Origin of the sequence: Shewanella sp. SM95, from assembly GCF_025653595.1 — a bacterium.
In the GTDB taxonomy this organism is placed as follows: Bacteria; Pseudomonadota; Gammaproteobacteria; order Enterobacterales; family Shewanellaceae; genus Shewanella; species Shewanella oncorhynchi.
The window spans coordinates 325332-338543 of the sequence record NZ_JAKKSE010000001.1 but is presented as its reverse complement, the minus strand read 5'-3'; the positions used below and the strand labels follow the sequence as shown (position 1 = coordinate 338543).

Sequence of the window (13212 nt, the reverse complement as noted above, 5' to 3'; positions counted from 1 at the left end):
ATTAGACTTCCATCAACTCAATTTCTTTGGCCGCTAAAATCTCATCGACCTTTTTAATGTGAGCATCGGTGAACTTTTGCACTTCTTCTTCACTGCGACGCACATCATCTTCAGTACAAGCTTTAGCTTTTTCAAGCTTTTTCACTTCAGAAATCGCATCACGACGCACGTTACGGATAGCAATACGACCGTTTTCAGCTTCGTTACGCACCACTTTGATGAAGTCTTTACGACGTTCTTCGGTCAGCGCGGGTAATGGAATACGTAATGTCGCGCCAGCTGACATAGGGTTCAGACCTAAATCAGAGCTCATAATAGCCTTTTCAACGGCTTGGATAGCACTACGGTCAAACACAGTCACAGACAGAGTGCGTGAATCTTCAACGCCCACGTTAGCCACTTGGTTTAGTGGCGTCATAGTGCCGTAGTAAGAGACTTGAATGGAATCCAACAGGCTTGGGTGGGCACGACCGGTACGCACTTTTGCCATTTGGTTTTTAGTCGCGTCAACGCATTTACCCATACGCTCTTGCGCATCTTTCTTAATGTTCTCAATCACGTTAAATGTCCTTCTTGGTCATTAAATAACTTTTTTCGCTCTGATCAACGTGCCTTCTTCTTCACCCATGATAACGCGGCGTAGAGCGCCAGGCTTATTCATGTTGAAGACTAAAATAGGCATGTCGTGATCACGCGCCATAGTAAAGGCGGCTAAGTCCATTACTTTTAATTCTTTTTCCAGAATTTCCGCATAAGTCACTTCATCATACTTAACAGCATCTGGGTTCTTCATTGGGTCTTCAGAGTATACACCGTCGACTTTAGTGCCTTTCAATACGACTTCAGCTTCGATTTCAATGCCGCGTAAACAGGCCGCAGAATCGGTCGTGCAGAAAGGATTACCTGTACCGGCAGCAAAAATAACCACTCGGCCAGATTTTAGCAAGCTGATCGCTTCAGCCCAATTGTAATCATCACACACACCCTTTAACGGGATAGCTGACATCAGACGAGCATTAACATAGGCACGGTGCAGGGCGTCTCGCATTGCCAAGCCGTTCATAACCGTTGCCAGCATACCCATGTGATCGCCCACCACACGGTTCATGCCTGCTTTTGCTAGGCCTTCACCGCGAAACAGATTACCACCACCAATAACCACACCCACCTGAATACCCAGCTCAACCAGCTCTTTCACTTCCTGAGCCATGCGATCTAATACTTTAGGGTCGATGCCGAAGCCTTCGTCGCCCATCAGTGCTTCGCCACTTAATTTAAGAAGAATGCGTCTAAATGCGGGTTTTGGATTGGTGCTCATAATTTTTATCCTGGTCATAACAAGACCGCAGCTATTGCCGCGGTCTTGGGGGTATTTAGCGTTGGCGATTAAGCCTTTTTAGAAGCAGCGATTTGAGCAGCAACTTCAGCCGCGAAATCTTCTTCTTTCTTCTCAATACCTTCACCCACTTCTAAACGAATGAAGTTAGTGACTTTAGCGCCTTTCTCTTTCAGAATTTCGCCAACAGTTTTCTTTGGTTCCATGATGTAAGCTTGACCAGTCAGAGAAATCTCACCGGTGAACTTCTTCATACGACCTAGAACCATCTTCTCAGCGATCTCTGCCGATTTGCCTTCGTTCATTGACATTTCGATTTGCAGAGCTTGTTCTCTTGCAACGATTTCTGCAGGAACATCTTCTGGGTTCACGTATTCAGGCTTAGAAGCAGCAACGTGCATTGCGATGTGCTTTAAGGTTTCTTCGTCAGCTTCACCGGCAACAACAACGCCAATGCGCTCACCGTGACGGTATGAAGATAGGTTTGCACCATCGATGTACTCAACACGACGAATGTTGATGTTTTCACCGATTTTAGTTACCAATGCAACGCGTGCATCTTCGAACTGTGCTTTTAAATCTTCAAGCGTCACTTTAGATGCAGCAGCGGCATCTAATACTGCGTTCGCGAATGCTAAGAAGTTTGAATCTTTAGCAACGAAGTCAGTTTGACAGTTAACTTCTAATAGCGCAGCGAAACCTTCGCCATTCTTGATCAGAATTGTACCGTCAGCAGCGATGTTACCCGCTTTTTTAGCCGCTTTAGCAGCGCCAGACTTACGCATGTTGTCAATTGCTAACTCCATGTCGCCGTTAGCTTCTGTCAGAGCGTTTTTACAATCCATCATGCCTGCGCCAGTACGGTCGCGCAGTTCTTTAACTTGGGCAGCAGTAATTGCCATTGTTAAATCCTCTATAAAAAATCGACTAATTTGCAGATATAAAACAGGGGCCGAATGGCCCCTGTTAACCAATCAAAAATCTTGGTTAATAAGGGTGATGATAATCATCCCGCCTTATTATTATTCGGCTTCTACGAAACCGTCTTGCTCAGCTTGAACAGCCAAATCTTGACCACGGCCAGCTTTTGCAGCAGCAGCAACAGAAGAAGTGTACAGGCGGATAGCACGCATAGCGTCGTCGTTACCAGGAACGATGTAGTTAACACCATCTGGCGCAGAGTTAGTATCAACAACTGCAACAACAGGGATACCCAGGTTGTTAGCTTCTTTAATAGCGATATGCTCATGGTCAGCACCAATGACGAATAATACGTCTGGCAGGCCGCCCATGTTTTTAATACCACCTAAAGATTTTTCCAGCTTTTCAAGCTCACGAGTACGCATCAGCGCTTCTTTCTTGGTCAGCTTGTCGAAAGTACCGTCTACTGATTGGCTTTCCAGTTCTTTCAGACGTTTGATTGACTGACGAACGGTTTTCCAGTTAGTCAGCATACCGCCTAACCAGCGGTGATCAACATAGTACTGGTCACAAGACAGAGCAGCTTCTTTGATCGCTTCGCCAGCAGCACGTTTAGTACCAACGAATAATACTTTACCTTTCTTTGAAGCTACGTTGCTGATGAAAGCTAGCGCTTCATTGAACATTGGCACAGTATGCTCAAGGTTGATGATGTGAACACCGTTGCGAGCACCGAAAATGAATGGCTTCATTTTTGGGTTCCAGTAACGGGTTTGGTGACCGAAGTGGACACCGGCCTGAAGCATATCGCGCATTGAAACTGTAGTCATTTCTATTACCTTAAAATTTAGGGGGTTAGACCTCCACGTATCCCATGTCTTCGACCCCTTATATAACAACTGAGGGCACCCCGAAGAATGTGTCGACACGTGTGTGATTTAGTATTTAGACAAATAGCCATGTATAATGGCCGCCATCTTTAGTCTTGCAAGTATCAAAGCAGCGCAAAAGCTGGCTTAGACAATTCATCAAGACTTAAACATAACGGCGCGCTTTATACCATAAATAGCCCTAAAGCACAAATTTTTGCATTAGGTTGCGTGGCCAACAGACATTAAAGACACAAGAGAAAACGCAATGAGTATAGTCATCAAGACCGCTGAAGAAATTGAAAAAATGCGTGCTGCGGGCAAACTAGCCGCACAGGTATTAGAAATGATCGCGCCGCATGTTAAACCGGGCGTGACCACCAATGAGCTCAATGACCTCTGCGCCAAATATACCGAAGAGCAAGGTGCGATTTCGGCGCCGCTTAACTACCATGGTTTTCCCAAATCCATTTGTACTTCTGTAAACCATGTGATTTGCCACGGCATTCCAAACGACAACCCACCATTGAAAGAAGGCGATATCCTCAATATCGACATCACAGTGATTAAAGACGGTTATCACGGCGATACCTCGATGATGTTTTTAATCGGTGAGGTGAGCGCGAAGGACAAACGTCTGTGCCGCATCGCGCAAGAAAGCCTGTATTTAGCTATTCGTAAGGTTCGTCCAGGTTTAAAACTGGGTGAAATTGGCAATACTATCGAAAAATTCATCAAAGCAAGCAAAACAGGCCTTGAGAAATATTCCATCGTGCAAGATTATTGTGGCCACGGTATTGGCTCGGGTTTCCATGAAGAACCTCAGGTCATGCATTACCGTAACGGCGATAACACAGTATTACGCCCAGGCATGTGTTTCACCATTGAACCTATGATCAATGCCGGTCGCCACACGACCATACTCGATCGCGATGATAAGTGGACGGTAACGACCTCCGATGGTAAAAATTCAGCCCAGTGGGAACATACCTTACTGGTGACTGAAAAAGGAGTTGAAGTACTTACCCTGCGTGAGGATGAGGATTTCCCACGTATCATCAATCACGAGCGATAGGCCACCACAAAAATAAAAACAAGGGACTCGATGAATATAGCTCTGCTCGCTAAACAATCATTAATCGAACAGAATCAGATTCTTTTGGCCAGTTTTAAGGCTAAAACCCCGATTGAAGAGCTCGTCACGCAGCGCTGTCAATTTGTCGATGCCCTTGTCAAGCAAGCTTGGGAACAGCACGGTCTAAGGGAATATGATATTGCCCTGATTGCCGTGGGCGGCTATGGCCGTGGGGAGCTGCATCCCCACTCAGATGTAGACTTGCTGTTCCTGTTTAATGATATCTTGTCACCCGCCGCCGAAGCAGCACTCAGTCAGTTTATTGCCTTTCTATGGGATGCCAATCTGGAAATCGGCCACAGTGTCCGTACGTTAAACGACACGATTATCCTCGGCCGTGAAGACATCACCATAGCCACCAATCTGTTAGAGGCACGATTGCTCGAAGGGCCCGAATTTTTATTCGATCAACTTTATGATGCGATTCGTCAGAGTGACTTTTGGACTTCAAGCGATTTTTTTATCGCAAAACGGGATGAGCAAAATGCCCGCCATGCCAGAGCCAGTGCCTTCGATTTAGAACCCAATATCAAGAGTTGTCCCGGTGGTCTTAGGGATATTCAAACCATTGCTTGGGTAGCCATGCGTCACTTTGGCGCCGCTCGCCTCGAAGAATTAGTCCAATACGACTTTTTAGAGCCCGGTGAATTAGAAGAGCTGCTCGAATGTCAGCACTTTTTGTGGAAGTTACGCTTTGCTCTGCATATGGTGGTCGGTCGCGATGAAAATCGCTTACTCTTTGATGTACAACGCCAAGTTGCCGAGCTTATGGGGTATGAAGACGCCACCCAGCTTGCTGTTGAGCAAATGATGAAACGTTACTATCGCACGGTACGCCGAGTGATGGAGCTAAACGAAATGTTGCTGCAGCTGTTTAAACGGGCAACACTGGGGCACACAAAAGCTTTAGAAATTCAATCGATAGATAAACACTACCAGCGCCGCGGCACTTTTATCGAAGCGCTAAGCGATGATCTTTTCGATAGCGGCGAAGAAATTGTCCGGCTGTTTTTGTTAGTCGCTAAAAACTCCAACATCAAAGGCATTTACGCACCAACGCTGCGTTCGCTGCGCCGAGCAAGACGCGCCCAGCCGCAAGCCTTACAAGAAAACCCGCTTTGTCGCCAAGCCTTTATGGAAATTCTGCGCCACCCTCGCGGCATTGTTGCTTTGTCTTTAATGCATAAACACGGTGTGTTATCGGCCTATCTACCCGCATGGCGAAATATTGAAGGCCAGATGCAGTTCGACCTGTTCCACGCCTATACAGTCGATGAACACACCCACAGATTACTGCTCAATATCGAGCGTTTTTCCCAAGCCGAACAAAAGGAAGAATTTCCCTTAGGCTCGATTCTGATCAACCAACTGCCGAAAAAGGGCTTACTGGTATTAGGCGCTATCTTCCACGATATCGCCAAAGGCCGCGGTGGCGATCACAGTAAACTAGGCTCAAGCGATGCCCTCGCCTTTTGTAAGCTGCACGGGTTAAACGATCACGATGGCCGTCTAGTCGCTTGGCTGGTTGAGAATCATCTAGTGATGTCTGTCACCGCCCAGCGCCGTGATATTTCCGATCCCGATGTGGTGGCCGACTTTGCCAATAAAGTCCGCGATGCCGTGCATTTAAGCTATCTGTACTGCTTAACCGTCGCCGATATCTGCGCCACCAACGAAAAAACCTGGAACAACTGGAAAGGCTCACTGCTGCGCGATTTGTACTTTTCGACCCAAAGGGTGCTCGCCCGCGGTAAAGAAAAACCCGTCGATATTCGTGCCAGAGTGCGTGAATACCAAGCTAAGGCGAAAAAAGAGCTGCTGCGCCGTGGACTGAAAGAGAAAGATCTCGATGCCCTGTGGCAACGTTTTAAGGCAGATTACTTTTTACGCCATCAGCCAAATCAAGTCGCGTGGCACGCCGAAGCGATTTTAAAGCACAAACAACAGGATGAGCCTTTAGTCTTAGTGTCCAAACACACCACCCGTGGTGGTACTGAGCTATTTGTCTATTGCCAAGACAGACCTAAATTGTTCGCAACTGTGATGGCGGTACTCGACAATAAAAATATCAACGTCCATGATGCCAACATCATGACCTCAAAAGATAATTATGCCCTCGATACCTTTGTGATCTTAGAGCAGGATGGTGAGCCCGTTAGCCAGCTTTCACGCATCCAAAGTATCCGTAAGGCGCTTGAGAAAGCCCTGTCGAGCGACAGTCCAAAACTACCGCGCTTTAGAAAACTATCGCGCAAGATGAAACCTTTTAATGTACCGACACAAGTGAGTTTCCTCGAAAGCAGTCGTCATGGTACAAGTATGATGGAGCTTATCGCCTTAGATTCGCCAGGATTACTGGCAAAAGTCGGGGATATCTTTTACCGTTGCAACACGACGTTACTCGCGGCCAAGATCACCACCATTGGTGAACGAGCCGAAGATTTTTTTATGCTGCAGACTAATGATGGCTTGCAACTTAACGAAACCCAAGAGAATACCCTCAGGGATGCTTTAATCAGTGCCCTGAGTGCAAAGAATATCGAATCAGTTAATTAACGAGACCAGTGGGAGAAGTAAATGGAGGCTTTACGCCAACGTATTGAGGCGGCTTTTGAAGCACGCGCCGACATCACACCAAGCACAGTTGACGCAGGTGTGCGCAGCGATGTGCAAAATGTCATCAATATGCTCGATAAAGGTGAAGTCCGTGTCGCCGAGAAAATCGACGGACAATGGCATGTGCACCAATGGCTGAAAAAGGCGGTATTACTGTCCTTCCGTATTTTCGATAACGTGGTTATCGATGGCGCCGAAACCAAATACTTCGACAAAGTGCCGTTAAAATTTGCCGAATATGATGAAGCCCGCTTTAAAGCGGAAGCCATTCGCGTGGTGCCTTCGGCTACAGTACGTAAAGGCTCATTCATAGGTAAAAATACCGTGTTGATGCCATCCTATGTGAACTTAGGCGCCTATGTTGATGAAGGCACTATGGTTGACACTTGGGCGACCGTTGGCTCATGTGCACAAATCGGTAAAAACGTGCATTTATCTGGCGGCGTAGGTATTGGTGGCGTACTTGAGCCATTGCAAGCGGGCCCAACCATCATCGAAGATAACTGCTTTATCGGTGCACGTTCTGAGATTGTTGAAGGCGTGGTGGTTGAAGAAGGCTCAGTGATTTCTATGGGCGTGTATATCGGCCAAAGCACTCGAATTTACGATCGCGAAACTGGCGAAGTGCATTACGGTCGTGTACCAGCAGGCTCTGTGGTTGTTTCTGGCAACCTGCCATCAGCCTGTGGCAAGTACAGCCTCTATGCCGCTATTATCGTTAAGAAAGTGGATGCAAAAACTCGCAGTAAAGTGGGCATCAACGAATTACTGCGTATTGTTGATTAACAGTCACAGCATTTGTTCGATAACATGAATTCCATAAAAAGATGCCTAAGGGCATCTTTTTTATTGTCGGTAAAATTTAGCCTACGGTTGCGCTGTCATTATCAGGCTTAAAAATAAAGTGTTTAATAAGACACTTAAATCAAACGCTCTACTTCACGGAATGCATTTCTCGTCATGGCAATAGCCCGCCAGCCGATAATCCCCAATGGCTGCTGCGCTTTGTTCACCACCACAAGATATTCTGAATCCAAAAGATTCAACTGCAGTAATGCATCTTCCGATGTGGCCACCTCACTGATAATAGGCACTGAATGCTCCATGATCTGATGGGCTTTTTTATGTAAAGATGCCCTATCCAGTTCACGCTCAGCCGCAGTGCCAAGTAATGGGCTAAACCAATGTTCCAGTAAGCGACTCGTGATCACCCCAAGTATCTTATGTTGCTCATCCAATACCACGGCCACCTTAGCATGGGCAGTCGTAAGTAAACGCTTAATATCAACTAACTCATGGTCGAGTGAAATCGTGACTAAAGGTTCAAGCGGCGCAGCACCGATATGATCGCTAATACTCAACTCTCGATTAATCAAAATCGCTAAACAAGTTTCGACTATCTCAGGGTCAAAAAGTGTCCCTTTACCCGCACGCAGCACTTCAGTCATTTTCTCCAGCCCTAACGATGGCCGATAAGGCCTGTGGGACAATATCGAATCGGCAACATCGGCGACGGCAATAATTTTCGCCTCATATAAAATCGCCTTATCCTTTAAGCCCGCGGGATAACCTGAGCCATCGAGCCGCTCATGATGCTGTAAAATCATCTCTTTAATGGGCCAAGGAAACTCCACATCTTCAATAATTTCAGCACCATGGAGCGGATGGGTCTGTATTAATGCGTATTCTTCTTTTGAAAGTTTTGACGGTTTTGTCAAGATCTGCGATGGAATCGCTAACTTGCCGATATCATGAACTAAGGCACCAATCTTCAGCCCTTCTAAACGCAGCGGGTCTAAACCTAATTTCTCACCAATCAAATAACTTAATTGCGCCACCGACTTTTGATGCCCTGCGGTATAGGCATCTTTCAGTTCTAATGCCTCAGAAATGGCACTAATAAGCTGGGTTAACGATTGAGATAATTGCTCTTTTTGCGCTTTAATGATTTTGGACTGGCGGGATACCGCGCGCAATGTGCGTGGTAGTTCAATGCTGTGCCATAAAATGCTGGCAAAAGTCAGTAATGATCTCGCATCATTACGACTATAAGGCTCGTTACGGTCGACCACACACAGCATGCCCACTAAGCGACTGCGAAATAAAATCGGCACCGCCAAGTAACGCCCTCCAAGTAGCAGTTTATCTAAGGGCAAATCCCCTAAGCGCCTTTGGGAATCGGTTTGATTTTGGATGATCGGCTTATAATCTCGCACACATTCGAGCCATACGCGGCTTTCAAGTTCTGACACTTGGGTATTATCTTCAACAAAATCGGCTTGATTCGCCTCTGCGTGGGGATACTCAGAACGCGCGGCGAGTGTGAGTGTTTTTAACTTTTCGTTATGCAACAGAATAAAGCCATATCGACTGCCAGTGAGTGACATCGCCTTAGAAACTGCGACTTTAAATACTTCTTCTTGGGAGGATTTAATCACATCTTCAATGTGTTGCAGCCAAGCATCGCTGGCTTGAATCGCTCGACGATAATCCGAGTGCAACTCCTTCATCTGCGGATCTTCAAAATTGATGTCGGATAGAATCAAGTACCATCCCATTTCAGGCAAAGAATGCAGCGCGAGATGCACACGTATGCCGCGATGATCTTGTAATTGAAAACCGATTTCTTGGCCGCGTCGCCTCACGATATCGGCGCATAGTTCAGCATTAAAAGCACTAAACAATTGGCTAATGGGTTGATTAATGATTTGCGCCGCAGAGCGTTTGCAACGGCTGTAAAAGGCTTGGCTCATCCGTAGCACACAAAACTGCTCATCTAGCTGTGCCCAAGATAAATTCAAACTATCGGGCAAGTCTTTCATTCCAACAATAAGGCTTTGACGAGTTGACATCCAGCACTCCGACCTGTAATTCGAGCATGGGCAATACACTATACCGCTATGTTCACCCCAATGTGAGCACTATAAAATCTCCAATAAACATAATGATAGCTGATTTCATGACAGACGCGGGTTAAAATAAATGCCGCTGAATGTCATGCCATTGCCACGACTCACCTACATCTTAAAAAACGATCGTTTTATTGCCGTACACGACCACTTGTTCGTTGAGCACTAATTGCAGCGCTTTACTCAATACACTCTTTTCAACATCGCGCCCAGCACGTGCCATTTCTAAGGCGCTATAACTGTGGTCGACGGGAATCACGTCTTGTTTAATGATCGGCCCTTCATCGAGGCAATTATTCACAAAATGCGCCGTCGCACCGATAATTTTCACCCCGCGCTCCCAGGCTTGGCGATAGGGTGCTGCGCCGATAAAAGCAGGTAAAAAAGAATGATGGATGTTGATGATGCGATTAGGATATTGCGCCACAAAATCAGGCGTTAATACCCGCATATACTTAGCCAAGACTAAATAATCGGGTTCGTATTGAGATACCGCAGCCAACAGTGCTTGCTCGTGTTGAATTCGGTCTAAGCCTTCGTGACTCACCAGATGAAAAGGGATGTTAAACTTCTCTGCCAATTCACGTAGTGCATCATGGTTACCCACCACAGCGGCAATCTCGACACTTAAACCACCATAATAGGATTTCATTAACAAATCGCCTAAACAGTGCGCTTCCTTTGTAACTAACACCACAATACGTTTTTTACCCGCGCTAACTAACGTCATATGATTTTGCGTAGGCAGTACGTCACGCAGATCCTGCAATAACTGTTCGCTGTTAAAAATGCCCTCTAATTCAGTTCGCATAAAGAAACGCCCTTGGGCATTATCCACAAACTCACTGTTTTTGATGATATTCAGTTTATGAGTAAAACAAACACTGGTGATTTTAGCGATGAGGCCTTGGGCATCAGCGCAATCCGTCAGTAAGATTTTACGTTCTATGGATGGCGAAGTATTACCGCGAGTTTCAGTCATTTGTTGCAAAGTTGGCTCTCCTATATTGTCCCTACATCGAGTTTGCCATAGCAAATCATGCTGAACAGTATGAAAACCCTATAATGCGAAAATAAAAATGATATTTCAGAGGCTTGAATCAATAAAATGTAAAAATTAAGCAGTTAATTTTGTAAAAACACAATCCTAGCGCCGAGTATCTAAGTAACGCTGCAATACTTTACGCAGGGTTTCGGCCTTAGTGCCATAAACCACCTGCACACCTTTGCCCATAACAATCACGCCCTTAGCACCCAACTGACTCAAACGCACCTTATTGACTAACTCAGGCTTGTGCACGCTCAAGCGTAACCGTGTCAAACAAGCATTAAGTTCAACGATATTTTCACGCCCGCCGAGCGCTGCAATAATCGCCCGTAAACTTTCTTTGGGTCCTTTGCTGTCGTTATGCTCAAGCCTACCGGGAGTTTTCAAATTAAAGGCTAAAATACTCAACCTAAACAACAGGTAATATATTATGGCGGTTAAAGGCCCAAGGAAAATAAACCAGCTGGCATTACGGGACAATGGAAATAGCAGCGTAAAGTCCACCAGCCCTTGGGAGAATACTATGCTGTGGTGAATATCCAGCATAATACAGACAAAATAAGCGAGCCCAGTGAGTAAGGCGTGAATAATAAATAGAATCGGCGCCACAAACATAAAAGCAAATTCGATAGGTTCAGTCACCCCAGTTAACCAACTGGCCGCCCCCGCCGAGAGCATAATACCCGCCACGCGATTCCGCTCTGAGGGATCAGCACAGCGCCACATTGCCAGTGCAGCCGCCGGTAATCCCCACATTTTAATCAGATAACCACCGGCAAGGTTTCCTGCCTGCGGATCGCCCGCTAAATAGCGCGCCACCTCACCACGAACGACTTCATGCCCCAATAACTGATATTGGCCCACCTCTAGGTAAAAAGGCGCATTCCAAATATGGTGTAGACCAAGGGGTATAAGTAACCGCTCTAATGCGCCATAAACACCAAAGGCGATGGCCGGTTTTTGATAAACCGCCCAGTCGGATACGCGCTCAATCAATAAAGCTAAGGGTGGCCACACATGGGCGAGCACATAACCTAAGCCCATCGCTAGGGGAATAATAAGTAAAGATGCACTGCGACGTCCCTCGAAGAAAGAGAAAATCGCAGGCAAGCGAATATATTGACTCCAACGGACTGCGAGGCAAGTAATACCACCAAGCATCATGCCACCTGCAATCCCAGTATCTAAGGTATCCATTCCTAATAAATGTTGGGTTGGAAGTCGATACAAATCGGCCAGTGCGGCTAACGTCGCCGTCATCACCCCATAACCAAACACTGCCGAAAAGGCGGCAATGCCTTGATCGCGACAAAAACCAATAGCGACAGCCACGGCAAATAACATCGGCATAATGGCGAAAATGAGTTTGCCTACCGCCAGCATCAGCACTGTCAGCTCTTCGGGCATAAAAGGAATCGGACTAACGGTTAAGCCGAGCATAACCCCAGCGGCGGGTAAAATGGCAATAGGAATAAGCAGCGCTTGGCTTAAGCGCTGGGCAAATTTAAACCACTGTAGATTGACGAAACTACCTAAGCGACGAGCTCGGTTTTGACGACTTGATTCCAGCGTTCTAGCCATTTTATCGCTTCAACCTCAGGTTCCATGGTTTCACAGGCATCAATTTCGAGTAATTCCACCAGCGGCTTAGCGCCAAGTTCACTCAAGAGTGCATCTACAGACTTACCTGCACCGCAGAAAGTCTCATAACTTGAATCACCTAGAGCTATCACACTGTATCTAAGCTCAGGTAAATAGGGTGCTAGATGTTTAAGATTATGATACCAAGACTGAATATCATCGGGTAAGTCCCCTTGTCCGGTCGTCGAAGTCACCACCACTAGCAATTCATCCTGAGGAGGAATAAAGCTTGCTACCTCATTAGGTTGCCACAATGTGACATCATAACCTAAAACTTGCATTTCTTTCTCTAGGGTTTCGGCGGCAAATTGTGCACTACCATAAACAGTGCCAAACACCAGATTCACCTTTTTCATGATACACTCCACATCGCGTTGCAAACCTTATTAGGCTGACCTTACTTTATTGTTCAGCGTATGAGCAAGCTAAGGCGCAAATTTTTTATAAATCAAGCCATTGAGCGTGAGAAAATATCTAATGCGACAGTCCACCCGCCAAAAACACCTCAAGCAGCACCACAAAACAACCCATATTCGACGTAAAAACTACTTCCACTCTGCCCAGCAAAATCTCATATCACCACTTGCACTCACGTCTGGATTCTCAACCTTAGCCGTCATGATGCAAGAGCTGCGGCCACAAACAGCACAAACGCCACAACTCCTCGATTAAGCACTCCACCTCGTTTAAAATTCGATGACTTTAGTTTCAATAACAAAGCAAAGTGAATGCACTTA

The 13212-nt window shown here is 46.2% G+C and carries 12 protein-coding genes; 4 read left to right on the top strand and 8 right to left on the bottom strand.

The genetic code is table 11. From position 1 onward, the window contains the following. Position 1 precedes the first annotated feature (1 nt). The 4 genes from frr to rpsB form a co-directional block, all read right to left on the bottom strand. A complete protein-coding gene (gene frr / locus L5M29_RS01515; RefSeq protein WP_012088724.1) occupies positions 2-559 on the bottom strand; it encodes a ribosome recycling factor in 558 nt (185 codons plus the stop codon). 21 nt (positions 560-580) lie between these two features. Next, on the bottom strand, positions 581-1318 hold the full coding sequence (gene pyrH / locus L5M29_RS01510) for a UMP kinase (protein ID WP_006080981.1): 738 nt from the start codon (positions 1316-1318) through the stop codon (positions 581-583). 68 nt (positions 1319-1386) lie between these two features. After that, positions 1387-2238 (bottom strand): translation elongation factor Ts, encoded by an 852-nt coding sequence (tsf, locus tag L5M29_RS01505; protein WP_028760606.1) that lies wholly within the window; start codon positions 2236-2238, stop codon positions 1387-1389. A 120-nt stretch (positions 2239-2358) separates the two neighbouring features. Further along, positions 2359-3087, bottom strand: a complete 729-nt coding sequence (gene rpsB / locus L5M29_RS01500) for a 30S ribosomal protein S2 (RefSeq protein ID WP_028760607.1) — start codon at positions 3085-3087, stop codon at positions 2359-2361. Between the two features lie 283 nt (positions 3088-3370). Between rpsB and map the strand changes: the two genes are divergently transcribed. Genes map through dapD form a run of 3 tightly spaced genes read left to right on the top strand, consistent with a single transcriptional unit; the run spans position 3371 to position 7663 of the window. Then, a complete protein-coding gene (map, locus tag L5M29_RS01495) occupies positions 3371-4201 on the top strand; it encodes a type I methionyl aminopeptidase (protein ID WP_226058787.1) in 831 nt (276 codons plus the stop codon). 30 nt (positions 4202-4231) lie between these two features. Beyond that, the gene (gene glnD, locus L5M29_RS01490) at positions 4232-6817 is read left to right on the top strand and encodes a bifunctional uridylyltransferase/uridylyl-removing protein GlnD (protein WP_168823186.1); all 2586 of its coding nucleotides are present in this window, start codon (positions 4232-4234) and stop codon (positions 6815-6817) included. A 21-nt stretch (positions 6818-6838) separates the two neighbouring features. Continuing rightward, positions 6839-7663, top strand: a complete 825-nt coding sequence (dapD, locus tag L5M29_RS01485; protein WP_028760609.1) for a 2,3,4,5-tetrahydropyridine-2,6-dicarboxylate N-succinyltransferase — start codon at positions 6839-6841, stop codon at positions 7661-7663. Between the two features lie 134 nt (positions 7664-7797). Here the strand turns inward: dapD and L5M29_RS01480 are convergent, their stop codons facing one another. The 4 genes from L5M29_RS01480 to L5M29_RS01465 form a co-directional block, all read right to left on the bottom strand. Further along, positions 7798-9729: an HD domain-containing phosphohydrolase gene (locus L5M29_RS01480; RefSeq protein WP_168823188.1), complete on the bottom strand. Its 1932-nt coding sequence runs from the start codon at positions 9727-9729 to the stop codon at positions 7798-7800. Between the two features lie 172 nt (positions 9730-9901). Continuing rightward, complete coding sequence (purU, locus tag L5M29_RS01475; RefSeq protein ID WP_263166097.1) at positions 9902-10768, bottom strand: formyltetrahydrofolate deformylase; 867 nt, start codon at positions 10766-10768, stop codon at positions 9902-9904. Between the two features lie 165 nt (positions 10769-10933). Further along, the gene (locus L5M29_RS01470; protein ID WP_263165819.1) at positions 10934-12415 is read right to left on the bottom strand and encodes a PTS transporter subunit EIIC; all 1482 of its coding nucleotides are present in this window, start codon (positions 12413-12415) and stop codon (positions 10934-10936) included. Beyond that, positions 12367-12831 carry a flavodoxin gene (locus tag L5M29_RS01465; RefSeq protein ID WP_113938961.1) on the bottom strand — a complete coding sequence of 155 codons (465 nt, stop codon included), beginning with the start codon at positions 12829-12831 and terminating at the stop codon, positions 12367-12369. The genes L5M29_RS01470 and L5M29_RS01465 overlap by 49 nt, the downstream gene beginning before the upstream one ends. A 121-nt stretch (positions 12832-12952) precedes the next feature. On the opposite strand from L5M29_RS01465, the gene L5M29_RS01460 reads away from it, so the two are divergent. Further along, positions 12953-13147 carry a hypothetical protein gene (locus tag L5M29_RS01460; RefSeq protein WP_105249725.1) on the top strand — a complete coding sequence of 65 codons (195 nt, stop codon included), beginning with the start codon at positions 12953-12955 and terminating at the stop codon, positions 13145-13147. The last annotated feature ends 65 nt before the right edge of the window (positions 13148-13212 follow it).